The sequence below is a fragment of the Caballeronia zhejiangensis genome (assembly GCF_000698575.1).
In the GTDB taxonomy this organism is placed as follows: Bacteria; Pseudomonadota; Gammaproteobacteria; order Burkholderiales; family Burkholderiaceae; genus Caballeronia; species Caballeronia zhejiangensis.
The window spans coordinates 373,742-400,514 of sequence record NZ_JFHD01000002.1 but is presented as its reverse complement, the minus strand read 5'-3'; the positions used below and the strand labels follow the sequence as shown (position 1 = coordinate 400,514).

The 26,773-nt window shown below is 62.1% G+C and carries 24 protein-coding genes; 13 read left to right on the top strand and 11 right to left on the bottom strand.

The annotated features are described in order from the left end of the window. Window positions 1-207: 207 nt before the first annotated feature. Entirely contained in the window at window positions 208-1,281 is a 1,074-nt protein-coding gene (aroG, locus tag BG60_RS05355; protein ID WP_034470648.1) for a 3-deoxy-7-phosphoheptulonate synthase AroG, read from the top strand. Between the two features lie 407 nt (window positions 1,282-1,688). On the opposite strand, the gene BG60_RS05350 is transcribed toward aroG, so the two are convergent. Then, window positions 1,689-2,234 carry a cob(I)yrinic acid a,c-diamide adenosyltransferase gene (locus tag BG60_RS05350; protein ID WP_034470800.1) on the bottom strand — a complete coding sequence of 182 codons (546 nt, stop codon included), beginning with the start codon at window positions 2,232-2,234 and terminating at the stop codon, window positions 1,689-1,691. A 157-nt stretch (window positions 2,235-2,391) separates the two neighbouring features. On the opposite strand from BG60_RS05350, the gene BG60_RS05345 reads away from it, so the two are divergent. From BG60_RS05345 to proC, 6 genes are all read left to right on the top strand, one after another. Next, window positions 2,392-3,810, top strand: a complete 1,419-nt coding sequence (locus BG60_RS05345) for an FAD-binding oxidoreductase (RefSeq protein WP_034470645.1) — start codon at window positions 2,392-2,394, stop codon at window positions 3,808-3,810. A gap of 101 nt (window positions 3,811-3,911) precedes the next feature. After that, entirely contained in the window at window positions 3,912-5,423 is a 1,512-nt protein-coding gene (locus BG60_RS05340; protein WP_033536577.1) for an FAD-linked oxidase C-terminal domain-containing protein, read from the top strand. Between the two features lie 110 nt (window positions 5,424-5,533). After that, window positions 5,534-6,622, top strand: coding sequence for a glycolate oxidase subunit GlcE (glcE, locus tag BG60_RS05335; protein WP_008351489.1), 1,089 nt, complete (start codon window positions 5,534-5,536; stop codon window positions 6,620-6,622). 8 nt (window positions 6,623-6,630) lie between these two features. Then, window positions 6,631-7,857 carry a glycolate oxidase subunit GlcF gene (gene glcF, locus BG60_RS05330; RefSeq protein WP_008351491.1) on the top strand — a complete coding sequence of 409 codons (1,227 nt, stop codon included), beginning with the start codon at window positions 6,631-6,633 and terminating at the stop codon, window positions 7,855-7,857. Window positions 7,858-7,902: 45 nt separating this feature from the next. Further along, window positions 7,903-8,598, top strand: a complete 696-nt coding sequence (locus BG60_RS05325; RefSeq protein ID WP_034470643.1) for a YggS family pyridoxal phosphate-dependent enzyme — start codon at window positions 7,903-7,905, stop codon at window positions 8,596-8,598. Window positions 8,599-8,612: 14 nt separating this feature from the next. Next, window positions 8,613-9,425: a pyrroline-5-carboxylate reductase gene (proC, locus tag BG60_RS05320; protein WP_008351495.1), complete on the top strand. Its 813-nt coding sequence runs from the start codon at window positions 8,613-8,615 to the stop codon at window positions 9,423-9,425. Window positions 9,426-9,438: 13 nt separating this feature from the next. On the opposite strand, the gene BG60_RS39225 is transcribed toward proC, so the two are convergent. The 7 genes from BG60_RS39225 to recG form a co-directional block, all read right to left on the bottom strand. Further along, window positions 9,439-10,683, bottom strand: a complete 1,245-nt coding sequence (locus tag BG60_RS39225) for a methyltransferase domain-containing protein (RefSeq protein WP_174447709.1) — start codon at window positions 10,681-10,683, stop codon at window positions 9,439-9,441. Between the two features lie 320 nt (window positions 10,684-11,003). Beyond that, a complete protein-coding gene (ubiA, locus tag BG60_RS05310) occupies window positions 11,004-11,864 on the bottom strand; it encodes a 4-hydroxybenzoate octaprenyltransferase (protein WP_008351498.1) in 861 nt (286 codons plus the stop codon). Window positions 11,865-11,967: 103 nt separating this feature from the next. Continuing rightward, the gene (locus BG60_RS05305; RefSeq protein WP_008351500.1) at window positions 11,968-12,456 is read right to left on the bottom strand and encodes a Dps family protein; all 489 of its coding nucleotides are present in this window, start codon (window positions 12,454-12,456) and stop codon (window positions 11,968-11,970) included. 126 nt (window positions 12,457-12,582) lie between these two features. After that, the gene (locus BG60_RS38670) at window positions 12,583-12,735 is read right to left on the bottom strand and encodes a hypothetical protein (RefSeq protein ID WP_160172877.1); all 153 of its coding nucleotides are present in this window, start codon (window positions 12,733-12,735) and stop codon (window positions 12,583-12,585) included. A gap of 34 nt (window positions 12,736-12,769) precedes the next feature. Continuing rightward, window positions 12,770-14,242: a catalase gene (locus BG60_RS05300; RefSeq protein WP_034470640.1), complete on the bottom strand. Its 1,473-nt coding sequence runs from the start codon at window positions 14,240-14,242 to the stop codon at window positions 12,770-12,772. Window positions 14,243-14,567: 325 nt separating this feature from the next. Next, window positions 14,568-15,527, bottom strand: coding sequence for a hydrogen peroxide-inducible genes activator (locus BG60_RS05295; protein ID WP_008351503.1), 960 nt, complete (start codon window positions 15,525-15,527; stop codon window positions 14,568-14,570). A 130-nt stretch (window positions 15,528-15,657) separates the two neighbouring features. Continuing rightward, entirely contained in the window at window positions 15,658-17,844 is a 2,187-nt protein-coding gene (recG, locus tag BG60_RS05290) for an ATP-dependent DNA helicase RecG (RefSeq protein WP_034470637.1), read from the bottom strand. Between the two features lie 81 nt (window positions 17,845-17,925). Between recG and queA the strand changes: the two genes are divergently transcribed. From queA to BG60_RS05260, 6 genes are all read left to right on the top strand, one after another. Further along, window positions 17,926-18,960, top strand: a complete 1,035-nt coding sequence (queA, locus tag BG60_RS05285; protein WP_034470633.1) for a tRNA preQ1(34) S-adenosylmethionine ribosyltransferase-isomerase QueA — start codon at window positions 17,926-17,928, stop codon at window positions 18,958-18,960. 47 nt (window positions 18,961-19,007) lie between these two features. Next, window positions 19,008-20,168 carry a tRNA guanosine(34) transglycosylase Tgt gene (tgt, locus tag BG60_RS05280; protein ID WP_034470631.1) on the top strand — a complete coding sequence of 387 codons (1,161 nt, stop codon included), beginning with the start codon at window positions 19,008-19,010 and terminating at the stop codon, window positions 20,166-20,168. Window positions 20,169-20,351: 183 nt separating this feature from the next. Further along, a complete protein-coding gene (gene yajC / locus BG60_RS05275) occupies window positions 20,352-20,678 on the top strand; it encodes a preprotein translocase subunit YajC (protein WP_008351510.1) in 327 nt (108 codons plus the stop codon). 126 nt (window positions 20,679-20,804) lie between these two features. Continuing rightward, window positions 20,805-22,871 (top strand): protein translocase subunit SecD, encoded by a 2,067-nt coding sequence (gene secD / locus BG60_RS05270; protein ID WP_008351512.1) that lies wholly within the window; start codon window positions 20,805-20,807, stop codon window positions 22,869-22,871. 26 nt (window positions 22,872-22,897) lie between these two features. Further along, on the top strand, window positions 22,898-23,848 hold the full coding sequence (gene secF, locus BG60_RS05265) for a protein translocase subunit SecF (protein WP_008351514.1): 951 nt from the start codon (window positions 22,898-22,900) through the stop codon (window positions 23,846-23,848). Between the two features lie 344 nt (window positions 23,849-24,192). Then, the gene (locus tag BG60_RS05260; RefSeq protein WP_152563176.1) at window positions 24,193-24,720 is read left to right on the top strand and encodes a hypothetical protein; all 528 of its coding nucleotides are present in this window, start codon (window positions 24,193-24,195) and stop codon (window positions 24,718-24,720) included. A 195-nt stretch (window positions 24,721-24,915) separates the two neighbouring features. Here BG60_RS05260 and BG60_RS05255 read toward each other — a convergent pair whose 3' ends face one another. Genes BG60_RS05255 through BG60_RS05245 form a run of 3 tightly spaced genes read right to left on the bottom strand, consistent with a single transcriptional unit; the run spans window position 24,916 to window position 26,673 of the window. After that, window positions 24,916-25,413, bottom strand: coding sequence for a DUF5672 family protein (locus tag BG60_RS05255; RefSeq protein ID WP_152563175.1), 498 nt, complete (start codon window positions 25,411-25,413; stop codon window positions 24,916-24,918). Window positions 25,414-25,468: 55 nt separating this feature from the next. Next, the gene (locus BG60_RS05250) at window positions 25,469-26,059 is read right to left on the bottom strand and encodes a YceI family protein (RefSeq protein WP_008351520.1); all 591 of its coding nucleotides are present in this window, start codon (window positions 26,057-26,059) and stop codon (window positions 25,469-25,471) included. Between the two features lie 59 nt (window positions 26,060-26,118). Further along, entirely contained in the window at window positions 26,119-26,673 is a 555-nt protein-coding gene (locus BG60_RS05245) for a YceI family protein (protein ID WP_008351522.1), read from the bottom strand. Window positions 26,674-26,773 lie beyond the last annotated feature (100 nt).

Below are 26,773 nucleotides of genomic sequence, written 5' to 3'. Positions count from 1 at the left end.
GCAGTCACAACTTTTTTGACACGCCTTCGATCCATCATGTCCGCCAAGTTTTATTTTTATTTTTTTTGGCATCTCAGACCGCTGGCGGATCGAGAGGGTGAGTCGTACACAGGTTGAAAGACCGAATTCCCGAAAAAACCGCCAGCGAGTCTGGCGGTTTTTTTTCGTCTCATAGTTTGATTCGCACGCTGCCGCTGGAGAACCGACATGCCCCCGCACAATACCGATGACGTTCGTATCCGTGAACTGAAAGAGCTGACCCCGCCCGCGCATCTGATCCGCGAATTCCCTTGCGCCGAGCCGGTTTCGGAGCTGATCTATAACGCACGGCAGTCGATGCACCGCATTCTTCATGGGATGGATGACCGGCTGATCGTCATCATCGGGCCTTGCTCGATTCATGATCCCAAGGCCGCTATGGAATACGCGGGGAGGCTGATCGAGCAGCGTCGTCGCTTTGCGGGTGAGCTTGAGATCGTGATGCGCGTGTACTTCGAAAAGCCGCGTACCACCGTTGGATGGAAGGGGCTCATCAACGATCCGTATATGGATAACAGCTTCAAGATTAATGATGGATTGAGGGCTGCGCGGGAATTGCTCATGCATGTCAATGAGCTTGGGCTGCCGGCTGGGACCGAATACCTCGACATGATTAGCCCACAGTACATCGCCGATTTGATTTCGTGGGGGGCGATTGGGGCTAGGACGACGGAATCGCAGGTTCATCGGGAATTGGCTTCGGGGCTGTCGTGTCCTGTTGGGTTCAAGAATGGCACTGACGGAAATGTAAAGATCGCCGTCGACGCGATTAAGGCGGCTTCGCAGCCGCATCATTTTCTTTCAGTGACCAAGGGCGGGCATTCGGCGATCGTTTCTACCGCGGGGAATGAGGATTGCCATATCATTTTGCGCGGAGGGAAAGCGCCTAATTATGATGCTGCGAGTGTGGATGCGGCTTGCTCGGATATCGGGAAGGCGGGGTTGGCGGCGCGTCTGATGATCGATGCGAGTCATGCTAATAGCTCGAAGAAGCATGAGAATCAAATTCCGGTTTGTGAGGATATTGGTAAGCAGCTTGCGGCTGGAGATGAGCGGATTGTCGGCGTGATGGTGGAATCGCATCTCGTTGCCGGGCGGCAGGATTTGAAGGAAGGGTGCGAGTTGACGTACGGGCAGAGTATTACCGATGCCTGTATCGGGTGGGATGAGAGTGTCGGCGTGCTTGAAGGACTGGCGGAAGCGGTCAAGCAGCGGCGGGTTGTGAGGGGTGGAGGAAACTAGTAACTCTACTCTTGCGGAGGTGCGGAAAAAGATAATTCGCACCTCGCCTAAAGATCCTTTTTCAAAACGGGATCTGATGCCTCAATCGCGCCTTAAAGTTAGTTAAATAAATCGCATGATCTTCGTACAGTTTGATTTTTATGCGCGACTCAACTGTCCGGAGAGTTGATTTTCGGCAATCTTGGCAGAGTGCAACATTAATATTTGCCTTCAACGATACAAGGACGAAGAATTTTTCTTGACTGAGCAAGACCCAGCCAATCTGAAAAAACGCTCACTGCCCCGCGAAGCTAACATGCCAAGTATTTCCGCATAGGTGAAACGCAAATCAGCATGCAGTTGATTCGCCCGCTCCGCTTCATGAATCGATAGATGAACTGGTAACGAGGTACGTACATGCTCAAGACCTAGCGCCGCCACAACGCATCCTCGCCACCGTCAGCACGGTTTAAGATCCTCGCCAGTACGAACATCAAATCCGACAACCGATTCACATACCTCCGCGGCGCCTCATTAACCCCAGCAGTTTCAATGCGCCGCAACGCGACAATAGCCCTCTCTGCCCGACGGCAGACAGTGCGCGCAACATGCGCCAGCGCCGCCGCCCTTGACCCACCCGGCAAAATAAATTCCTTGAGCGGCGGCAATGTCGCGTTGTACTCCTCCAGCCACGCGTCTAGTTGAGCGAGATGCGATTCCTGAATCATCGAATGCCCCGGAATCGACAACTCGCCGCCGAGATCGAACAAATCGTTCTGGATCCGAGTTAAAGCATCGCGCACATCTGAAGGCATCGGCTCACAAAGCAAAACGCCGATACACGAATTCAACTCATCCACATCCCCGATTGCAGCAATCCTCGCATCGTCCTTGGAAACGCGGCTTCCATCGCCAAGACCCGTCGTTCCATCATCGCCGGTACGCGTGGCGATCTTGCTCAAGCGGTGACCCATCATCGACTCCTGAAAAGCGGACAAAAACCCCGACCCATTATAGGCACGCGCCTCCGCGCGAAGCCCGCGGCGCCGACCGGCTCCCCGACGGCGTAAAATGAGATACAAAGCCACGCCCAGAACAGAAACCAAAGCCGCACCGCCCGGAGACACGCACGTGAATCACCCGACCGAACATCAGGCGCTTCAGAAACGCCCCTTCCCCGCCGCGCTTCTCGATGCCCTGAAGCAGCAATTCGCCGACCGCGTCTCCACTGCGCAAGCGGTGCGCGAACACCACGGCCGCGACGAATCGCCGTTCGATCCGCAACTTCCCGATGCCGTCGTCTTCGCGCGCAGCACCGACGAAGTGCAAGCCATCGTCAAGCTCTGCGCCGAACACGACGTCCCGATCATCCCCTACGGCAACGGCTCGTCGCTCGAAGGCCATCTCCTCGCGGTGCAAGGCGGCGTCTCCATCGATTTGTCGGAGATGAACCAGGTCGTCTCGATCAACGCCGAAGACCTCACCGTCACCGTGCAGCCCGGCATCTCGCGCAAGCAACTGAACGAAGCGCTCAAAGACACCGGCCTCTTCTTTCCGATCGATCCGGGCGCGGACGCGAGCATCGGCGGCATGTCCGCGACGCGCGCCTCCGGCACCAACGCCGTGCGCTACGGCTCGATGCGCGAAAACGTCCTCGCGCTAACCGTCGTCCTCGCCGATGGCCGCGTCATCAAAACCGGCACGCGCGCGCGCAAATCGTCGGCGGGCTATGACCTCACGCGTCTTTTCGTCGGCTCGGAAGGCACGCTCGGCGTCATCACCGAAATCACCGTGCGCCTCTATCCGCAACCCGAAGCGATTTCGGCGGCCGTGTGCGCGTTTCCGTCGATGGGCGACGCCGTGCGCGCCGTCATCGAAACCATTCAGATGGGCGTGCCGATCGCGCGCGTCGAATTCGTCGACAAGCTCGCCGTGCGCGCCATCAACAAGCATTCGAATCTGACGCTGCGCGAATCGCCGATGCTGTTCTTCGAATTCCACGGCACCGAATCCGGCGTCGCGGAACAGGCGCAGACGGTGCAGGACATCGTCGCGGAAAACAAAGGCGAGGACTTCGAGTGGGCGACGCGCCCCGAAGATCGCAGCCGTCTCTGGAACGCGCGCCATTCCGCCTACTTCGCGATGCTGCAACTGAAGCCCGGCTGCCGCGCCGTCACGACCGACGTCTGCGTGCCGATCTCGCGCCTCGCCGAATGCGTCGAGGAAACGGAGAAGGACCTGCAAGGCTCGTACTTGCCGAGTCCGATCGTCGGGCATGTGGGCGACGGCAATTTCCACGTCGCGATGCTGCTCGATCCGGCCAAGCCCGAAGAGCTCGAAGAAGCCGAGCGCATCAATCGGCTCATCGTCGGACGCGCGCTGAGGATGGGCGGCACCTGCACCGGCGAACACGGCGTCGGGCTGCACAAGATGGGCTTTCTGATCGACGAACACGGCGAGGACGCCGTCGACACGATGCGTGCCATCAAGCAGGCGCTCGATCCGAAGAATCTGATGAATCCGGGGAAAATCTTCGCTTTCGAAGGCTGACGAAGTCGCGCAAGATGCACGCATGAAGACGCGGCGCCGACCGCGCGGTCATCGAACAAGGAGGAGACGTGAACGCACCCGACGAGCTCAAAGCCGAGCAGATGTCGCCGAATCTGCCGCACGAAGACGCGCCCGCGCTGACCGAAGATCAGCTCGCCGCGCGTCAGCGTGAAGTCGTGCAGGCGCTGATGGCCGTGCTGCCGACGCACTGTCTGCTCTTTCGCGAGGAAGACACGGCCGCGTACGAATGCGACGGCCTCGCCGCGTATCGGCGTTTGCCGCTCGCCGTCGCGCTGCCTGAAACTGAAGCGCAGGTGCAGCGCGTCGTGCAGATCTGCGCGCGTCTCGCCGTGCCGATCGTTCCGCGCGGCGCGGGCACTGGCCTCTCCGGCGGCGCGATGCCGATCCGCCACGGCATCGTGCTGTCGCTCGCGCGCTTCCGGAAGATCATCGAGGTCGATCCGTACGCGCGCACGGCGACCGTGCAACCGGGCGTCCGCAATCTCGCCATTTCGGAAGCCGCCGCGCCGTTCGGCCTTTACTACGCGCCCGATCCGTCGTCGCAGATTGCGTGCACGATCGGCGGCAACGTCTCCGAAAACTCGGGCGGCGTGCACTGCCTGAAATACGGGCTCACGGTTCACAACGTCCTGCGCGTGCGCGCGGTGACGATGGACGGCGATGTCATCGAATTCGGCTCGCTCGGCCCCGATGCGCCCGGCCTCGATCTGCTCGCGGTGATGATCGGCAGTGAAGGCATGTTCGCGATCGTCACGGAGATCACCGTCAAGCTGATTCCGAAGCCGCAGACCGCGCAAGTCATCATGGCGAGCTTCGACGATGTCGTGAAAGGCGGCAACGCGGTTGCCGCGATCATCGCGGCGGGCATCATCCCGGCCGGACTCGAAATGATGGACAAGCCCGCGACGCGCGCCGTCGAGGAATTCGTCAACGCGGGCTACGATCTCGACGCCGCCGCGATCCTGCTATGCGAATCCGACGGCACGCACGATGAAGTCGCCGAGGAAATCGTCCGCATGACGGCGGTGCTGCGCGAACACGGCGCATCGCGCATCCAGATCTCGCGTTCAGAAGCCGAGCGCCTCAAGTTCTGGTCGGGCCGCAAGAACGCCTTTCCGGCGGCGGGCCGCATCTCGCCGGACTATTACTGCATGGACGGCACCGTGCCGCGCCGCGCGATCGGGCCGCTGCTCGCGCGCATCGAAGAGATGGAGAAGAAGTACGCGCTGCGTTGCATCAATGTGTTCCATGCGGGCGACGGCAACATGCATCCGCTGATTCTCTTCAACGGCAACGATCTTGACGAGTGGCATCGCGCGGAAGCGTTCGGCTGCGACATCCTGGAGGCGTGCGTCGAACTCGGCGGCACGGTGACGGGCGAGCATGGCGTCGGCATCGAGAAGATCAATTCGATGTGCGTGCAATTCTCGCCCGAAGAGCGCGACGCGTTCTTCGCCGTGAAGCGCGCGTTCGATCCGCCGGGTCTGCTCAACCCCGACAAGGGCATTCCGACGCGCGCGCGCTGCGCCGAATACGGCAAGATGCACGTGCGCGGCGGCCTGTTGCCGCACCCCGAGTTGCCGCGCTTCTAGCCGGGAGAACGCGTTCCGCTATCCACGTTTCCCCGCGTGTGGCGCCGTTAAGCGGCCGGTACAATCGACCGGACTGCCATAGAAAACCAGAATTCGAGAGCGGAACACCCATGGAACAGGACGACGTCGTCGCCGGCTGGTCGGAGAGGATCGCCCGCGCCACAGAAACCGGCACGCTGCTGCGTATCCGCGGCGGCGGCACGAAGGACTGGTACGGTCAGACGCTCCAGGGAGAGATCCTCGACACGCGGGCGTATCGCGGCATCATCGCGTACGATCCGGCGGAGCTCGTCATCACCGCTCGAAGCGGCACGCCGCTCGCCGAAATCGAAGCGGCGCTGCGTGAGCATAATCAGATGCTGCCGTTCGAGCCGCCGCATTTCGGGCGCAACGCGACGCTCGGCGGCTGCATCGCCGCGGGGCTTGCGGGCCCGCGACGCGCATGGACCGGCGCGCCGCGCGACTTCGTGCTCGGCGCGGTCGTCATGAACGGCCACGGACAAGTGCTGCACTTCGGCGGGCAAGTCGTGAAGAATGTCGCGGGCTATGACGTGTCGCGCCTGCTCGCCGGATCGCTCGGCACGCTTGGCCTGATTCTCGAACTGTCGATCAAGGTGCTGCCGCGCCCCGTCGCCGAAGCCACGCTGAAATTCGACATGCACGCGACAGACGGCGTGCGCAAGCTCAACGAATGGGGCGGGCATCCGCTGCCGATCTGCGGCAGCGCGTGGCGCGACGGCACGCTCGCGCTGCGTCTCGCGGGCGCCGAAGCAGCCGTGAAAACCGCGCGCAACACGCTCGGCGGCGAGGTCGTCGATGCGGTCGAAGCCGACCGATTCTGGATCGGCATGCGCGAACAGACCGATCCGTTCTTCGCTGTCATCGAACCGCGTTCGGCGCTGTGGCGGCTCGCTTTGCCGTCGATCGCCGAGCCGCTGCATCTGCCGGGCGCGCAACTGATGGAATGGGGCGGCGCGCAACGCTGGTGGATCACCGACACCGATCCGCAAACCGTGCGCATCAGCGCGAAACAGGCGGGCGGCCACGCGACGATCTTCCGCGCCGGCTCCGCCTACGATCGCAATGCAGGCGTTTTCACGCCGCTGCCCGCGCCGCTCATGAAAATTCACCGTGGATTGAAAGTTGCGTTCGATCCGGCGCGCATCTTCAATCGCGCGCGTTTGTATCCAGACTTCTAGGCGCATCGATGCAAACCAATCTCGCCGATTTCATCCGCGGCACGGCCGATGGCGACGAAGCCGACGCCATTCTGCGCAAGTGCGTGCACTGCGGCTTCTGCACGGCGACCTGCCCGACGTATCAGTTGCTCGGCGACGAGCTCGACGGGCCGCGCGGGCGCATCTATCTGATGAAGCAGATGTTCGAAGGCGCGCCCGTCACGCGCAGCACGCAACTGCATCTGGACCGCTGCCTCACCTGCCGCAATTGCGAAAGCACGTGTCCGTCCGGCGTGCAATACGGCAAGCTCGTCGAGATCGGGCGCAAGGTCGTCGAAGAAAAGGTCGAGCGGCCGATGCGTCAGCGTCTGCAACGGCGTCTGCTCGCAAGCTTCCTGCCGAACAGCACGCTCTTCACGCCCGCGATGAAGCTCGGTCAGCAGTTCCGCGGCATTCTTCCGCGCAAGCTGCGCGCGAAGATTCCGCTGCCCGAGCGCCCGCTCGCCGCGCCGACCAACAAGCACGAACGCAAGATGCTGATGCTCGCCGGATGCGTCCAGCCGGCGATGATGCCCAACGTCAACACCGCGACGGCGCGCGTGTTCGACGCGCTCGGCATCGAGATCGTCACGGCGCCGGGCGCGGGCTGCTGCGGCGCGATCCGCCTGCATCTCGGCTACAACGACGACGCGCTCGACGACGTGCGCAACAACATCGACGCATGGTGGCCGTATGTCGAAAACGGCGTCGAGGCGATCGTGATGAACGCGTCGGGCTGCGGCGCGACCGTCAAGGAATACGCGCATCTGCTGCGCAACGATCCGGCGTACTCGGCGAAGGCGCAAAAGATCGTCGATCTCACGCGCGATCTCGCCGAAATCCTGCCGATGTACGAAGAAGAGCTCGTCGCGCTCGCGCGGCGGCGCGGCGTGCATACGGTCGCATTTCATCCGCCGTGCACGCTGCAGCACGGGCAGCAGATTCGCGGACGCGTCGAGCATCTGCTGACCGCGCTCGGCCTAGAAGTGCGCCTGCCTGCGGACAGCCATCTGTGCTGCGGATCGGCGGGCACGTATTCGGTCTTGCAGCCGAAGCTCTCGTACACGCTGCGCAATCAGAAGCTCGACCGGCTGGAAAAGCTGGAACCGCAGATGATCGTGTCGGCGAATGTCGGCTGCATCGCGCATCTGCAAAGCGGAACGTCGACGCCCGTCACGCACTGGATTCAACTGCTGGAACATCTGCTGTACGGTTGAGGCCGCTTCGTATAATGAGCGGCTCGACCGTCCCGAGCCTCAAGCATGTCCATCGCCCAACATCTCGAAGAAGTCCGGCAACGCATCGCGAAGGCGGCGCACGAAGCGTCGCGCGATGCGGATTCCGTCAAGCTGCTCGCCGTGTCCAAGACCTTTCCCGCCGACGACGTGCGCGCCGCCTTCGAAGCCGGCCAGCGCGCGTTCGGCGAGAACTACGTGCAGGAAGGCATCGCGAAGATCGCCGAGCTCGCGGATCTGCGCGGCGAGATCGAATGGCATTTCATCGGGCCGCTGCAATCGAACAAGACGAAGGTCGTCGCCGAGCAGTTCGACTGGGTGCATTCCATCGATCGCCTGAAGATCGCCGAACGTCTTTCCGCACAACGTCCGCCAAGCGCGCCCGCGCTCAACGTATGCGTGCAGGTGAACGTGAGCGGCGAGGCATCGAAGAGCGGCGTCGAACCGGATGAGGCCGCCGCGCTCGCGCATGCGGTCGCCGCCCTGCCGGGCTTGCGTCTGCGCGGCCTGATGGCGATTCCCGAACCCGCCGAAACACTCGACGCGCAACGCGAACCGCACGCGCGCCTGCGCGAACTGATGAACGCGCTGCGCGCCGACGGCCTCGATCTCGACACGCTCTCGATGGGCATGTCCGCCGATCTCGAAGCGGCCGTGCTCGAAGGCGCGACGATGGTCCGCATCGGCACCGCGATTTTCGGCGCGCGCAATTACACCAACTGACTTCACCATCAACCATGAAAATTGCATTCATCGGCGGCGGCAACATGGCCGCGGCGCTCATCGGCGGTCTCATCAAGCGCGGCACTGCGCCCGCTGACATCTATGCCATCGACATCAACGACGAAGCGCGCGCGCGCACGGCGAAGCAATTCGGCATCGCGACGGGCGCGGCTGTCGACGAAGCGCTCGCCGGCTACGACGCGATCGTGCTCGCGGTGAAGCCGCAAGTGCTCAAGAGCGTGGCCGAAGCGCTCGCGCCGCATCTGTCGAAGCAGACGATCATCAGCATCGCGGCCGGCATTCGCGCGACGGATCTTTCGCGCTGGCTGAACGGCTACGCGCAGATCGTGCGCACGATGCCGAACACGCCCGCGCTGATTGGCATGGGCGTGACGGGGCTCGCCGCGCTGCCTGGCGTCGCCGATGCGGCGAAGGCGCTCGCGTCGCAAGTGCTGGAAGCCGTCGGCACGGCCGTCTGGTTCGACGACGAAGCGAAGCTCGACGCCGTCACCGCGATCTCCGGCAGCGGCCCGGCCTACGTGTTCTATTTCATCGAAGCGATGCAGGAAGCCGCGCGCCAGCTCGGTATGGATGAGGAGCAAGGGCGCGCGCTCGCGGTCGCGACCTTCACCGGCGCGGCGCAACTGGCCGCGCAATCGGGCGAGCCGGCGAGCGCGCTGCGCGAGCGCGTGACGTCGAAGGGCGGCACGACGGCGGCGGCGCTCGCATCGTTCGAGGCGCAAGGCGTGAAGGATGCGATCGTGCGCGGCGCGCTCGCGGCAGAAGCGCGGGCGAGAGAGATGGGGGATGAGTTGGGCGGGGCTTGAGGGCGCCGCGCTCTCAAAGTTTCTGCACGACGAATTCTATGCCGCATTCCGAGAATGCGGTGCGCGTCTGATCGTAGCGCTCCATGCCGTGCAGGAAACTGTGATCCAGAAGCTCGACCTTCTTGATGCTGACTTCGCGCTCGAAACTGCGCAGCAAATCCACAACGTTGATCGAAACGGGCGACCAGCTTTCCCGCTTGTATAGGGTGAACGTGTGCTTGTGGTCGCCGTTGAACGTGGACGGCCACATGCCCTGCTCGTAGAGATCCTCGTCCGGCACGGTGATGACGAGATGGCCGCCCGGCTTGAGCACGCGCAACCAGTGGCGCATCGCGACACGCGGGTCGATCATGTGTTCGAGGCAGTGCCCGGAATAGACGAAATCGAAGCTGTCGTCCTGAACGTTCTCGAGATATTGCGCGTCGCCCTGCTCCCACTCGTAGACCGTCACCCTGTCGATACGCGGAAACAACGATCGATACAGCGCGATGCTGTCATTGCCGCCGCCGATATCGAGCCCATTGCCCACGAGCCAGCGATTGCTGAAACGAGCGTCGAGCAAGCGGCGGTTGAGCGAGATGCAGGTCGTGCCGGGAACGCCTAGGGTGAGCGCGAACGGCTGCGTCTGGTCGCCGGGCAGCACCCATTTTTTCAGCGCGTATTCGCCCCAAGCGCGCGGCCACAGGACCGCGTAGCCCGTATCCTCGGAATGCCAGTGCAGCGTGTGCGAGGAGTCGAACGACGCAAGCAATTCGAGAAACGCCGCTTCCTGATCGAAGCCGTTTTCGGCCCAATCCGGAAGCGTCCCGCAGCTTGTCTGAAACTCGCGCCGGTAGATGCGTACATCGTCCAGCACGATAAGCGCGTCACTGGCCCGCCCGCGCATGAGTTCAAGTTCCGCGAGCAACGGCAGGCGCTCGGTCGGAGAGTGTTCCTGACTCATGTAACTCTTGCCGCCATGGTCCGCGCCCGGATAGTGTGCGTCGAGAAACACGAGGCAGCGCTGTTCGGCGAGCACGCCGGTCACCGAATCGGAGCGCAGGAAGGTGAGACTGTCCGCGTTCACCACATTGAGCCGCTCGCTTTGTTCCGCTTCGGCGAAGAGCGGTTCGAAGATTTCGCAGGACAGCGCTTTCGCGAAACCCGCGCCCAAGGCGGCACGGCACGAGTCGCCTCGTCCATAGCCGGTCTCGATGAGATGCGTGACTCCGTTTCGGGATGCGAGTCCGGCTAGATCGAAGCGAGCGAGAAAACCCATGACTGACACATTGGAAGTAAAGCAAACGAACGAATGCAGCCGCGCGGAAATACCCCGCGGCGTTCGGTTGGCTTGTCGAAGGAAGGCCGGCGCGTTCGCAATCGAATTGCCGGGCGGTGTATAGCGCGTCTTTCAGACGCGCCCAAAGGATTAGCTAGTTGCCTAACTTGGCGAACTTATCAAAAGATAAGACCGCGAGACTTCAATGTGAACAAATTTGTCGTTCTCAGACCATTTCGCAGGCCGGAATAAAACAGCGGGCGGCGCGATGTCGCAACGTGCGTTGCACACGTTGCGGCACCCGATCCACGCGAACGGGATCAGTTCGACAGTGCATACTGCAATGCAATCCCCGCAAACAACATCCCGCCGAGCCAGTTGTTATGCCTGAACGCGGCGAAGCACGCCATGCGCTCACGATTGCGGATCAGCCCGTAGTGATAAACCGCGCAGCCCGCCGCTGCGAGCCAGCCGAGCCAGTAGGGCCAGCGGAAGCCCAGCGCGACGCCGATGCCCACGTAAATCGCGAGCGTTATCGCGTAGCAGAGCATGACGGCAAGCACGTCGTATCGCCCGAAGGTGAGCGCGGACGTGCGAATGCCGATCTTGATGTCGTCGTCGCGATCGACCATCGCGTATTCGGTGTCGTACGCGACCGACCAAAACACGTTCGCCGCGAGCATGATCCACGCGAGCATCGGCACCTGGTTCTGCACGGCGGCGAAGGCCATCGGAATGCCGAAGCCGAACGCGATGCCCAGATACGCCTGCGGGATCGCGAAGAAACGCTTGGTGAACGGATACGAACCCGCCACGAACAGCGCGAACACCGACAGTTCCTTCGTGAGCGTGTTGAGCGGCAGGATCAGCAGGAACGCGACGAGCGAGAGCGCCGCCGCGAGCGCCACGGCTTCCCACGCCTTGATCTTGCCCGATGTGATCGGCCGCTCCGCCGTGCGCTTCACGTAGCGGTCGAAATCGCGATCCGCGTAGTCGTTGATCGCGCAGCCCGCCGAGCGCATCAATATCGTGCCGACGATGAAAATGACGAGCAGCATCGGCGACGGATGGCCGCTCGACGCGATCCACAACGCATTGAGCGTCGGCCACAAGAGCAGCAGGCTGCCGATAGGCTTGTCGAGGCGCACGAGGCGCATGTAGAGCGGAAAACGGGCGAACATGGCGGACCCTGGGAGCGAAATTCACAACGAGCTATTTTAGATCAGCCCGAAAAGCAAAAACCCCGCGTGAAAGCGGGGTTTCGTCATGTCGAGGCCGAGCGCTTCAGGCCAGCATCGCGCGCAGCATCCACGCGGTCTTCTCGTGCGTCTGCATGCGTTGCGTGAGCAGGTCGGCGGTCGGCTCGTCGTTCGCGGCTTCCGTCGCCGGGAAGATCTCGCGCGCGGTGCGGACGACGGCTTCCTGGCCTTCCACGAGTTGGCGGATCATGTCTTCGGCGGCCGGCACGCCGTCCGCTTCCGGAATCGACGACAGCTTCGCGAAGTCCTTGTAGCTGCCCGGCGCGTGCACGCCCAGTGCGCGAATGCGTTCGGCGATCGAATCGACGGCGAGCGCCAGTTCGTTGTACTGGGTCTCGAACATCAGATGCAGCGTGTTGAACATCGGACCCGTGACGTTCCAGTGAAAGTTGTGGGTCTTCAGATACAGCGTGTACGTGTCGGCCAGCAGGCGGGACAGCCCGTCGGCGATCTTCTTGCGGTCTTTGTCGCTGATGCCGATATTGACGGCGGGTGCAATGCCTTTCTTCGCCATGATGACTCCGAGAGAGAGTTGATTCGAAAGGTGCGAACGCCGCGCGCAAGAGCTTGCCGCGCGGCGTTTCGAGCGTTCGACAGTTTATCGTATAAACGGGGAACGATTCATTGCACGGCGACGCTATCACGCGCCCGCGACACCGCCCGCGACGATCAGCCCGTATCCCGCCGCGACGATCCCGAACGCGATCGCGACGCGCACGCCGCGCGATGCCCGAACGCTCGTTGCGTCGATCTGCTCGACGGCCTGTGCGATGTGATGCAACGCCTGAGACATGATGTGTTCTCCCGTGTTTCCGAAAGCGCCGCCGTCAGACGGCTGCGGTGTCCTGCTCTTCGATCGTCTGCCCGAGCTTCGCGAGCGCATCGATCACGCCTTGCGCATACGCCGGATCGATACGGCGGAAATGCCCGATCTGCCGCGCGACGATCTCGTTCGGCACGCCATGAATGTGCCGCGCGATGTTGCCGAAGAAGCGTTCGCGCTGGGCTTCGTCGAAGAGTCTGAAAAGCGCTGCCGGCTGGCTGTAGTAATCGTCGTCCTCGCGATGGTCGTAGCGATGCACCATCCCGCCCGCTTGCGGCGGCTCGTTTGCGTTCACGTCCTGCGCGAATTCGCCGTAACGGTTCGGCTCGTAGTTCACGCGGCCGCCGAGGTTGCCGTCGGTCCGCATCGCGCCATCGCGATGAAACGTGTTCGCGACCGGCGTACGCGGCGCATTCACCGGAATCTGATGATGGTTGACGCCGAGCCGATAGCGCTGCGTGTCGCCATAGGAGAAAAGACGCCCCTGCAACAGCCGGTCCGGCGAAAAGCCAATGCCCGGCACCACGTTCGCCGGCGTGAAGGCGGCCTGCTCGACGTCCGCGAAGTAGTTCTGCGCATTGCGATTCAGCTCGATCACGCCGACGTCGATCAGCGGATAGTCCTTGTGCGACCACACTTTCGTGATGTCGAACGGATTCACCTTCGACTTCGCAGCCTCGTCTTCCGTCATCACCTGAATGCGGAAATTCCAGCGCGGGAAATTGCCTTTGTCGATGTTGTCGACGAGATCGCGCTGCGCGCTCTCGCGATCGGCGGCGATCACGGCGGCGGCTTCGGCGTCGGTATAGTTCTCGAGCGGCTGCTGCGACTTGAAATGGAACTTCACATAGAAGCGCTCACCGTCGGCATTGATGAACGAGAACGTGTGCGATCCGAAGCCGTGCATTTGACGGTAGTTCTTCGGGATGCCGCGGTCGCTCATGAGAATCGTCACCTGATGCAGCGATTCCGGATGACGCGACCAGAAGTCCCACGCCGCGACATTGCTGCGCATATTCGTGTACGGATCGCGCTTTTGCGTGTGGATGAAGTCGGGAAACTTCAGCGGATCGCGGATGAAAAACACCGGCGTGTTGTTGCCGACGACGTCCCAGTTGCCCTCTTCCGTGTAGAACTTGATCGAGAAGCCGCGCACGTCGCGTTCGGCGTCCGCGGCGCCGCGCTCGCCCGCGACTGTGGAAAAGCGCATGAAGATCGGCGTTTCCTTGCCGATGTCGGCGAACAGCTTCGCCTTCGTGTAGCGCGAGATATCGTGGGTGACGCGGAACATGCCGAAAGCGCCCGAGCCCTTCGCGTGCACGCGGCGCTCGGGAATCACTTCGCGGTCGAAGTGCGCGAGCTTTTCGACGAGCCAGAAGTCTTGCAGCGTGACCGGGCCGCGCGGACCTGCGGTCTGCGAGTTCTGGTTGTCGCCGACGGGTGCGCCTGCTGCGGTCGTGAGTCGTTGAGTCGTCATCGTGATGCTCCTGTTTTTGAGGTTTGGCGTGAGATGAATGCGGATCGGCCGCGCGTCATGCGGCGCTCGCGAAATCGGCGAGGATCGAGACCGCCATCTGGCGAAGGTCACTCCAGCGGTCGAAGAAGGTCGCGGCGGTCATGAAATCCTCTCTGTGTCGTCATCTGAGAAGGATCGTAACGCAAGCTATCGGTTTTTATAATTCGATTAAATTTATATATGCGATAGATCAAGCGAAGTGCCGGTTTCGCTTGCGCGCGCTACCGCAAAAAAGAAAACGCCGCGCTCCGTTGCCAGAGCGCGGCGTTTCGTGGGGACAGCCGAGTCAGTTCACGGCGACCGGCATATCGAGCTTTTTCACGCCCGGCAGATCGCAATTGGCGATTGCGTCGCAGATGGCGTCGATCGCGGGCATGCGCGTGAAGCTCTTGCGCCACGCGAGCACGACGCGCCGGTCCGGCACGGGTTCGTCGAACGGTACGTAGCTGAGCAGACCAGAATCGATGCCCGCCGCGTGCGGCTTCACCTCGCTCACCGACATGCGCGGCAACACGGTAATGCCGACGCCGCTCGCGACCATATGGCGGATCGTTTCCAGCGACGAGCCTTCGAACGTCTTCTGGATGCCGTCCGCGTTCTGCGAGAAGCGCATCAGTTCCGGGCACACGCCGAGGACGTGATCGCGGAAGCAATGGCCGCTGCCGAGCAGCAGCATGGTTTCCTGCTTGAGATCGTCCGGATCGATCTTCGCACGGTTCTCCCACGCGTGCCCCGACGGCATCGCGACGACGAACGGCTCGTCGTAGAGCGCGCGCACCATCAGGCCGGTTTCAGGGAACGGCAGCGCCATGATCGCGACATCGATTTCGCCTTGCTTCAGGAGCTCGATCAGTTTGAGCGTGTAGTTCTCCTGGAGCATGAGCGGCATCTGCGGAACCGACTTGATCATCTGCTTGACGAGCGTCGGCAGAAGGTACGGTCCGATCGTATAGATCACGCCCAGACGCAGCGGTCCGACGAGCGGATCCTTGCCCTGCTTGGCGATTTCCTTGATGGCGAGCGTCTGTTCGAGCACGCGCTGCGCCTGCGTCACGATCTGCTCGCCGATCGGCGTTACGCTGACTTCGCTCGTGCCGCGCTCGAAGATCTGCACGTTCAGTTCGTCTTCGAGCTTCTTGATTGCCACCGACAAGGTCGGCTGGCTGACGAAGCACGCCTCGGCCGCGCGGCCGAAATGCCGTTCACGCGCGACCGCGACGATGTACTTCAATTCGGTGAGGGTCATTGGAGGCCAATGAAATACATTGATTCGATAGGTTTGAGTTATACACCCGCCGGCTGCCGTTCGACAACTTTTGCCGATTCGCCGGTCCGCGCAGGTTAAATAGGGACCGACATGGCCCGCGCGAGTTCAGTCAAGCCTTCAAATAGTGCTCCCGCGCGCCGAGCCAGCGCGCCAGATGGCGCGTGACGGCGTCGGGAAACTGCGCAAGCATCTGATCGGCGGCGGCGCGCGCCGGTTCGATCAGCCAGCCGTCGTTTTCAAGACTCGCGAATCGCAGCATCGCTTCGCCCGATTGCCGCGCGCCGAGAAACTCGCCGGGACCGCGAATTTCCAGGTCGCGCCGGGCGATCTCGAAGCCATCGGTCGTTTCGCGCATCGTTTGCAGCCGCGCACGCGCCGTCTGCGACAACGGATTCGAGTACATCAGCACGCAGATGGACGCCGCGCTGCCCCGCCCCACGCGTCCGCGCAACTGATGCAACTGCGCGAGGCCGAAGCGCTCGGCATGCTCGATCACCATCAGCGATGCGTTCGGCACGTCCACGCCGACTTCGATCACCGTCGTCGCGACGAGCAATTGCACTTCGTTGCGCGAGAACGCGTCCATCACGGCGGCTTTTTCGGCGGGTGCGAGCCGGCCATGGACCAGCCCGACGCGCAGTTCCGGCAGCGCGGCGACGAGCGTCTCGTAAGTCTCGACGGCCGTCTGAAGCTGAAGTGTCTCGCTTTCTTCGATCAGCGGACAGACCCAATACACTTGCCTTCCGGTCAGCGCCGCCTCGCGCACGCGGCCGATGATCTCGTCGCGCCGTCCGTCGGACACTACTTTGGTGAGAATCGGCGTGCGGCCGGGCGGCAGTTCGTCGATGGTCGAGACATCGAGATCGGCGTAGTACGTCATGGCGAGCGTGCGCGGGATCGGCGTCGCGGACATCATCAGTTGATGCGGCTGGAAATCGGCTTTTCCGTCAGCCGCGTTCAGCGCCTTCGCGCGCAACGCGAGCCGCTGCGCGACGCCGAAGCGATGCTGCTCGTCGACGATCACGAGCCCGAGGCGCGCGAATTCGACCGCGTCCTGAATGATCGCGTGCGTGCCGATGACGAGTTTCGCCGTGCCGAGCGCCGCTGCTTCGAGCGCGGAACGCTTGTCCTTCGCCTTGAGACTGCCCGCGAGCCACGCGACCGTGACCCCGAGCGGCTCTAGCCAGCCGCGCAGCTTGCGCGCGTGCTGCTCCGCGAGAATTTCGGTCGGCGCCATGAGCGCGGCCTGATAACCCGCGTCGATGGCCTGCGCCGCCGCGAGTGCCGCGACGATCGTCTTGCCGCTGCCGACATCGCCCTGAAGCAGACGCTGCATCGGATGCGCGAGCGTCAGTTCGCCCGCGATTTCCGCGACCACGCGCTGCTGCGCGCCAGTCAGCGCGAACGGCAGCGCGCGCAACAGACGCACGACGAGCGACGCGTCGTCGTCCGGCGCACGGCGCGGCATCGCGGGCGCGGCGCGCGTGCGGCGCTCTTCATGCGCGCGCTTGAGCGACAACTGCTGCGCCAGCAGTTCCTCGAACTTGATGCGCGTCCACGCCGGATGCGTGCCGTCGATCAGCGCGGTTTCGTCGGAATCGGCGCGCGGATGATGGAGCGTCTTCACGGCGTCGAGCAGACCGGGCACGTTGAGCGGCTGCAAATGCGCCTTCGCGATCGGCGCCGGCAGCAGTTCGGGCAGATCGACCCGCGTGATCGCGTTGTCGATCGCCTTGCGCAAATACGCCTGCGAAATTCCCGCCGTCGACGGATAAACCGGCGTCAGCGCTTGCGGCAGCGGCGTGTCGTCATCGACGGGGCGTACCGCCGGATGCACCATCTCCAGCCCGAAAAAGCCGCCGCGCACATCGCCGCGTACGCGCAGACGCACGCCGATCGCCATTTGCTTGACCTGCGAGCCGTAGAAGTTGAGAAAGCGCAGCGTGAGTTCGTCGCCGGAATCGTCGTGGATTTTCACGAGCAACTGACGGCGCGGCCGATACGCGATCTCGTTGTCGAAAACGACGCCTTCGGTCTGCGCGATGTCGCCCGGAATCAGCTCGCCGATGGGCGTGATCTGCGTTTCGTCCTCATAGCGCATCGGCAGATGAAGGACGAGATCGATGTCGGATTTCAGGCCGAGCTTGGCGAGCTTGTCCGCCGTCTTGACGACGGTTTTCGGCTTTTCGTCCGCTTTCGCCTTCTTTTTCGCCGGCGCGGCGGCACGCGGCGCGTCCCTTTCCTCCAGGGTCAGCGGATCGGTCGTGGCGGCGGCGCGGCGGTCGGACAAGGGCATTGACTCTCTTCGCAAGTACAATATGAGGTTTGTTCGGCGCGATTGCACTTCGTTCGCGCCCGTTCGCGCTACGTTCAAGCCATGTTCACGCTTTCCGATTTCGATTTTAATCTGCCGCCCGAGCTGATCGCGCAGAACGCGCTCGCCGAGCGCAGCGCGAGCCGTCTGCTCGAGGTGTCCGATGGCGCGCTCGTCGACCGCCGATTCTCCGAGCTGCCGAACCTGCTCGCACCCGGCGATCTGCTGGTGTTCAACGATACCAAAGTCCTGAAGGCGCGCTTTCCCGGCCAGAAGGCCAGCGGCGGGCGCGTCGAGGTGCTGGTCGAGCGGCTGACCGGCGCGACCACGGCGCTCGCGCAGATCCGCGCGAGCAAGAGCCCGGCCGAAGGCACGACGATCCGCCTCGCGGATGCGTTCGACGTGACCGTCGGCGAACGCGTCGAGCCGTTCTACACGCTGCACTTCCCTGCCGAATGCCTGACGCTCATCGAGCAATACGGGCGCTTGCCGCTGCCGCCGTACATCGAGCACGACGCCGACGCCTACGACGAAACGCGCTATCAGACCGTTTATGCGGCAAATCCGGGCGCGGTCGCCGCGCCGACCGCCGGCCTGCACTTCGACGACGCGCTGTTCGCCGAACTCGAAAAACGCGGCGTCGAGCGCGCGACGCTGACGCTGCACGTCGGCGCGGGCACGTTCCAGCCGGTGCGCGTCGAGAACATCGCGGAGCACAAGATGCATAGCGAGTGGTACGACCTGCCGCAATCGCTCGTCGATCGCATCGCGGCGGTGAAGGCGCGCGGCAACAAGGTGATCGCGGTCGGCACGACGTCGATGCGCGCGCTCGAAGCCGCCGCGCGCGACGCCGCGCAAGCGAACCGCCCGCTCTCGGCGACGCAGGCCGAAACCGATATCTTCATCACGCCGGGCTACGCGTTTCGCGTCGTCGACCGGCTCGTGACGAATTTCCATCTGCCGAAGTCGACGCTGCTGATGCTCGTCTCCGCGTTCGCCGGCATGGATACGATTCGCGATGCATATCGTCACGCAATCGAGCAAAAGTACCGTTTCTTCAGCTACGGCGACGCAATGCTTCTGACTCGCCGCGACTAGTTTTCTCAACCGATGCGCTGGACTGTTTTCCAGTGGCAGGAACTCAAATGACCGCAACCCACACTCCGCCCGACAACGGGCTCAAGTTCGAACTGCTGACGACCGATGGCCAGGCGCGCCGTGGCCGTCTGACGCTCAATCACGGCGTCGTCGAAACGCCGATCTTCATGCCGGTCGGCACTTACGGCACCGTCAAGGCAATCCAGCCGCGCGAACTCGAAGAGATCCGCGCGCAGATCATCCTCGGCAACACATTCCATTTGTGGCTGCGTCCCGGTCTCGAAGTGATCGGCGCGCACGGCGGCCTGCACAAGTTCATGGGATGGAACCGGCCGATCTTGACTGACTCCGGCGGCTTCCAGGTATTTTCGCTCGGCGATCTGCGCAAGATCACCGAAGATGGTGTCACGTTCGCGTCGCCGATCAATGGCGACAAACTCTTCCTGTCGCCGGAAGTATCGATGCAGATTCAGAAGGTGCTGAACTCCGACATCGTCATGCAGTTCGACGAATGCACGCCCTACTCGACCAACGGCATTCCCACCTCGCACAAGGACGCCGCCGATTCCATGCGCATGTCGATGCGCTGGGCGAAGCGCTCCATCGACGAGTTCAACCGGCTAGGCAATCCGAACGCGCTCTTCGGCATCGTGCAGGGCGGCATGTTCGAAGACCTGCGCGACGAATCGCTCGCAGGCCTCTCGGACATCGGTTTCCACGGCCTCGCGATCGGCGGGCTGTCGGTCGGCGAGCCGAAGGAAGACATGATGCGCGTGCTGAATCACATCGGCCCGAAGCTGCCCGCCGACAAGCCGCATTACCTGATGGGCGTCGGCACGCCGGAGGATCTCGTCGCGGGCGTCGCGGCGGGCGTCGACATGTTCGACTGCGTGATGCCCACGCGCAACGCGCGCAACGGCTGGCTCTTCACGCGTTTCGGCGATCTGAAGATCAAGAACGCGACGCACAAGAACTCGATGAAGCCGCTCGACGAATCCTGCGGCTGCTACACGTGCCGGAACTTCACGCGCGGCTATCTGCATCATCTGCATCGCGTCGGCGAGATTCTCGGCGCGCAATTGAACACGATTCACAACCTGCACTATTACCTGCAACTCATTGGCGAAGTGCGCGAATCGATCGAAAATCATACGTTCGAGGCGTTTCGCAAGACGTTCGCGGAGAATCGCGCGCGCGGCGTGGATTGAAAACGCGCGGCTTCGTTGCGCCAAGCTTTACAATCTGCTTTCTACTGCTTGCGATAAGGCCCGCGAATCGTCCGTAACGGCTTGATGGCAAAGCGCATTCGGGCATTTTCGGGCAGGTGCGGGTGGTAGAATGCCGGGCTGACTTCCAGTCAATTATTTCGATGTAACAACGGAGAGACCAACGTGTCGTTCATTTCCAATGCCTTTGCACAAGGCGCAACCGGTGGCGCGGAATCGAGCCTGATGAGCTTCCTGCCGCTGATCCTGATGTTCGCGGTGCTGTACTTCATCATGATCCGTCCGCAGATGAAGCGTCAGAAGGAGCATCGCAACATGCTCGCCGCCATGGCCAAGGGCGACGAAGTGGTGACGAATGGCGGCATCGTCGGCAAGATCACGAAGGTGACGGACGCCTACGTCGGCGTGGAAATCGCCGAAGGCACGGAAATCACCATCCAGAAGGCGGCAGTGACGACCATTCTCCCGAAGGGCACGATCAAGTCGCTGTAAGGCCACTCGTTCCACCGCGTCCGGCGCGGCCTCGCTCACCGAGCCATCCGGGTCTTCAGACCGGCTCGTCGCGCATATCGCCGGACGCCCTCTCCTCCGAAGCCAACTTTCCGGTCGGCCATTCCCATGAATCGTTATCCCCTCTGGAAGTATGTCGTGATGCTGGTGGCGCTCGTCATCGGCCTCGTGTACACGCTCCCCAACTTCTTCGGCGAAGCGCCCGCAGTTCAGGTGTCGAGCGGCAAGGCGACGGTCAAGCTCGACTCGACCACGCTTTCGAACGTCGAAGCCGCGCTCGCCGCGAGCAACATCAAGGCCGACGAAGTCACCTTCGACAATTCGCAGCTGAACGCGAACATCCGCGTGCGTCTGAAAGACACGGACACGCAGCTGCATGTGAAGGATCTGCTTTCGAAGGCGCTGAACACCGATCCGAGCGATCCGCAGTACATCGTCGCGCTGAATCTGCAGAGCGCCTCGCCGCGCTGGCTGACGGCCCTGCACGCACTGCCGATGTACCTCGGTCTCGATCTGCGCGGCGGCGTGCACTTCCTGCTGCAGGTCGACATGGCCGGCGCGCTCAACAAGAAGCTCGACTCCGACGCCGCCGATGCGCGCACCTATCTGCGCGACCGCAATATCCGCGATGGCGGCGTGAACCGGGTCGGGCAATCGGTCGTCGTGAGTTTCTCGGATCAGGCGGGCGCGGACAACGCGCGCACGCTGCTCCAGACGGGCGTGTCCGAACTGCAATGGACGACGCGCCAGGGCGGTGATGGCTTTCAGGTCGTCGGCACGTTCTCGCCCGCCGCGCAGAAAGTCGTCGAGGACAGCGCGCTCAAGCAGAACATCACCACGCTGCATAACCGCGTGAACGAACTCGGCGTCGCGGAGCCGGTGATCCAGCAGCAAGGCTCCGACCGCATCGTGGTCGAGCTGCCGGGCGTGCAGGACACGGCGAAGGCGAAGGACATCATCGGCCGCACGGCGACGCTCGAAGCGCGTCTCGCGGATCCGGTCAACACCTATATCGGCCCGAACGACGCGGTGCCGCCCGGCGACGAAGCGTTCAAGCAGGGCGATCGCATCGTGCTGCTGCGCAAGCAGGTGATCTTCACCGGCGACCGCATCATCGACGCGTCCGCGGGCTTCGACGACCATCAACGACCTTCGGTCAATATCCGTCTGGATTCTGCGGGCGGACGCGCGGTGTCGTCCGTGTCGCGCGACAACATCGGCAAGCCGATGGCGATGGTGCTGTTCGAAAAGGGCAAGGGCGAAGTGCTGACGGTCGCGACCATTCAGTCCGAACTCGGCGACCGCTTCTCGATCACCGGCCAGCCGACGCCGCAAGCCGCAACCGATCTCGCGCTGCTCCTGCGCGCGGGTTCGCTCGCCGCGCCGATGGACATCATCGAGGAACGCACGGTCGGCCCGAGCCTCGGCGCGGACAACATCAAGAAGGGCTTCGATTCGGTCACGTACGGTTTCGCCGCGATCGCCGTCTTCATGATCGCGTACTACCTGCTCTTCGGCGTGTTCTCCATGCTGGCGCTGTCGGTGAACCTGCTGCTGCTCGTCGCCGTGCTGTCGTTGCTTCAGGCGACGCTGACCTTGCCGGGTATCGCGGCTATCGCGCTCGCGCTCGGTATGGCGATCGACGCGAACGTGCTGATCAACGAACGTATCCGCGAGGAACTGCGTAACGGCGCGCCGCCGCAGACCGCGATTCAGGAAGGCTTCAAGCACGCGTGGGCGACGATTCTCGACTCGAACGTCACGACACTGATCGCCGGCCTCGCGCTGCTCGCGTTCGGTTCGGGTCCGGTGCGCGGCTTCGCGGTGGTGCACTGTATCGGCATTCTGACGTCGATGTTCTCGGCGGTGTTCTTCTCGCGCGGCCTCGTGAACCTGTGGTACGGCGGCAAGAAGAAGCTGAAGTCGCTCGCGATCGGTCAGGTGTGGCGTCCGGAAGGCACGAATGCCGAAGCGGCCGCGGCGGCTTATCTCGCGGCGCAACGCGGCGATGAATCGCCCGTCGACGAAATCGTGAAAACGGCCAAGGGCAAGACGAAGACCGCAGTGGCCGCGCCGCGCCAGACCGAACAAGCGCCGGCGCGCACGGGCAAGCCGACGGTGCGCCGTCGTTCGGGCCCCGGCATCGATCAACAGAAACCGGGCGAGTCCCGCTGAATCCGCTGAGTCCGGAGCAATAGACAATGGAATTCTTCCGCATTCGCCGCGATTTGCCGTTCATGGAGCGCGCGTTGATTTTCAACGTGATTTCGCTCGTGACGTTCCTCGTGGCCGTATTTTTCCTCGTGCATCGCGGGCTGCATCTGTCGGTGGAATTCACCGGCGGCACGGTCGTCGAGGTGCAGTATCCGCAAGCCGCGCAACTCGAACCGGTGCGCGCGTCGATGTCGAAGCTCGGCTATCCCGACGCGCAGGTGCAGAACTTCGGCACGTCGCAGGACGTGTTGATCCGTCTGCCGCTCAAGCAGGGTTTGACGTCCGCGCAGCAAAGCGATCAGGTGATGACCGCGCTCAAGGCCGACAACGCTGCCGTGAAGCTGCAGCGCGTCGAGTTCGTCGGTCCGCAGGTCGGCAAGGAACTCGTGACGAACGGCCTGCTCGCGCTCGCGTGCGTGGTTATCGGCATCGTGATTTACCTGTCGTTCCGCTTCGAGTGGAAGTACGCGGTCGCGGGCATCATCGCGAACCTGCACGACGTGGTCATCATTCTCGGCTTCTTCGCCTATTTCCAGTGGGAGTTCTCGCTGTCCGTTCTGGCGGCGATTCTCGCGGTGCTCGGCTATTCGGTGAACGAGTCGGTGGTTATCTTCGACCGGATCCGCGAAACGTTCCGCAAGCAACGCAAGATGAGCGTGAAGGAAGTGATCGACCACGCGATCACGAGCACGATGTCGCGAACCATCATCACCCACGGCTGTACGGAAATGATGGTGCTGTCGATGTTCTTCTTCGGCGGCCCGACGCTGCATTACTTCGCGCTGGCGCTGACCGTCGGTATTCTGTTCGGCATTTACTCGTCGGTGTTCGTCGCGGCGGCGCTCGCGATGTGGTTCGGCGTGAAGCGCGAGGATCTCGTGAAGGACAAGAAAGACAAGTACGATCCGAACGATCCGAATGCGGGTGCGCAGGTTTGAGCGTTGCGGCGCACTGAAAGCTGAAACCAAAACGGGCCGGTCATCGTGACTGGCCCGTTTGCTTTCCGGCTCCCGAATTTCATCAAATTTCGACGCAAGAACAAAAGACAACCTCGACTTCGACTAGGCTCGAATCCGCACGCAATGCGCTGCCGAGCAAATCAGTCCGTTAACCGTACGTTATGTCGTCCTCACAGAAAAACAAAATCGGGATTTTCATCCCGACTTACAATCGCCCGGAATTGCTACGGAGTTGTGTCCTGCAACTGCTCGCCCAAACGCGACGCCCGGATATCATTTGCGTGCATCAGAACGGAGCCGGAGACAACTACGCATGGTGCGTCATGGATCTCGGCGCACCCGTAGTATGGATGTACACGCCCCAGAGCATTCCCCAAAACGACTGGTATCGGATTCCGTTGAATCATCTCATCCAGGAGGACTGCACTCATTTTTTCTGGATGGATCACGACGACATCTATCTCACCAATCACATCGAAACCTGCGTCGCCGAACTCGATAGCGGCTACGACTTCAGGATCTCAAAACATTGCGGCATCCTTATTTCCCGTTCGGAGAAATACGAGTACCTACCGCATGCTTTATTCAAGGACATTCACGCCACGGGCGGAATGAGCGCTTCGATGGCGTTCACCATGCCGTTCGCGACGGCGCTGTCCGCCGACCTGAGCAATCCCGAGTTCAACCACGTCTTTTCGGACGAAGTTCTAGCGCGCCATACCATGCCGCGTTTCCGCTGCCTGCAGTCGACAGAGAGAACAACCATCTACTTTTCTCATGCGATGTCGCTGTCGTCCGCACATTGGGTTCGTGAGGAAACGTCTTTCCCCGAGTATCGAAGCGATGCGTGAAATACGTCGAGCCGATAAGAACGACCGGGCCTGTCTTCGCGGACAGGCCCGTTTTCATTCAGGCGATGAAGCGCTCAGGAGCCTCCGCCCATCGCGCCGCCTCGCGCAATCGATCTTCGCAAAATGAAATGCACAGTTGCGACACCGCGGCGGAAAAGCCGCAGTCAGTCAACGTATCCCTGATATGTTCCGCGCTTACCGTCTCCAAGGCCAGCGCGCACCGATGTAGTCGTAGTCGAGAAATTCCGCGCGCCACGCGGACGAATCGACGACGTAGCCGTCCCACTGAATCAGCACCACCCAAGGCGTGCGGATGTGCTGAATGACTTGTTCCAGCACGAAATCGCTGTACTGTTCGCGCGAAGCAATATGCGGCGTACGCACAATGCGCGCTTTGGTCGCGATCTCTTCATGCGTGAACAACACGACATCGCCGAAGTCGCAGTGCGCGCTCGATATTTCCAGCGCCCGCGCGGCAAGCCGGGGATTGAGTGAATCGACAGCGCAAACGGTTACATCGCGGAGGTCGGGACGCAATTCATGGATCATGTTCGTTTTGGAATGCAGAGCAAATTTTGGAGCGCTTTCGGCTGGCAAGGAGCGGCCGGTCCTGGCGCACGCCAAACTACCATCCTTCAATTGGCAGGCGGCGATTGCCTGCAAAAATTGCCAAACCCAAAACTCGATCCACAAAAAAGGCTTCGCGCATGACACGCGAAGCCTTCTCGAAGCAGCAATGGAGCGCGAGTTACTGCTTCACGCCCTCAGCCTGAATATGCAGCACCGTCGTCAGGCTGAAACCGTACGACTTGCCGTAATCCATCCCGAAGTCGCCGCGATCGAAGGTCGCCGTCGCTTCGACGCCGCACACTTCCTTCTTCATCATCGGGTTCATGAAGCACTTGAAGCTCTCGATCTTCAGGTTCATCGGCTTCGTCACGCCGTGCATCGTCAACGTGCCGATCACTTCGGAAGGCTTGTCGCCGTCGAATTTGATCGACGTGCCCTTGTACTCGGCTGTCGGATACTTCGCGACGTCGAAGAACTCGGCCTTTTGCAGATGCTCGTCCAGCTTCGCATTGCCGGTGTTGACCGAAGCGATGTCGATCGTCACGTTCACCGTGCCGGTCTTCGCCGCGCGGTCGAGCGTGACTTCACCGCTGCTCTTGTTGAACTTGCCGCGCCACGTCGACACGCCACCGAAGTGGTCCGCCTCGAAGCTCGGATAAGTGTGGTTCGGGTCGAGCTTGTACGTGTCGGCGGCGAATGCGCTCACCGAGGCGCCGAACGACAGTCCCAATGCGAGCGCGCTCGCGGCAATGATCGAAAGCTTTTTCAAGTTCTTCTCCTGACTAACCAGATACGCTGACTATGCGTCGTGTGTGACAAAAACGCCGCTCACTTCTTCGCGGCAACGATGTGAAACTTGATGACGACGTCGTCCGCGACGATCGACGTATCTTTCCATTCGCCCGTTCCGACATCGAACTGGGTGCGCTTGATCGGCAGCGCGCCGTCGAAGGTTTCCGTCGCGCCCTGCTGCGTGACCGTCACCGGCACCGTGACCGTCTGCGACTTGCCCTTGATCGTGATCTTGCCGGTCACGTTGTACTTGTTGCCGCCCGCCGGGGCGATCGCGCTGGAGACGAACGTCGCGCTCGGATACTTGCCCGCGTCGAACCATTCCGCGCCGCGCACCTGCTTGTTGTAATCGTCGTCGCCGAGGTCGTAGCTGCCGGTGTCGATCGTGATGTTCGCCGAGCCCGCCGTCGGCTTCGCCGGATCGAACGCAATCTGCGCGCTGAACTTGTTGAACTTGCCGTCGGTGGGCACGTTCATCTGCTTCGACGTGGCTGTCACCGTGCTCTTGCTCATGTCTACCTGCGCATGCGCGCCCGCGATCATCGCGAACGAAGCAGCGGCTGCCATCCAACGGTTGAGTTTCACTTTCATGTGTGCCCTATTCAAACGGTTCGAACGAACAAACCGGTATTGGAAATCATAAGTACGCGATCACAATCAGCCGCCGGGAAACGCCTTGCCAACGGCGGGG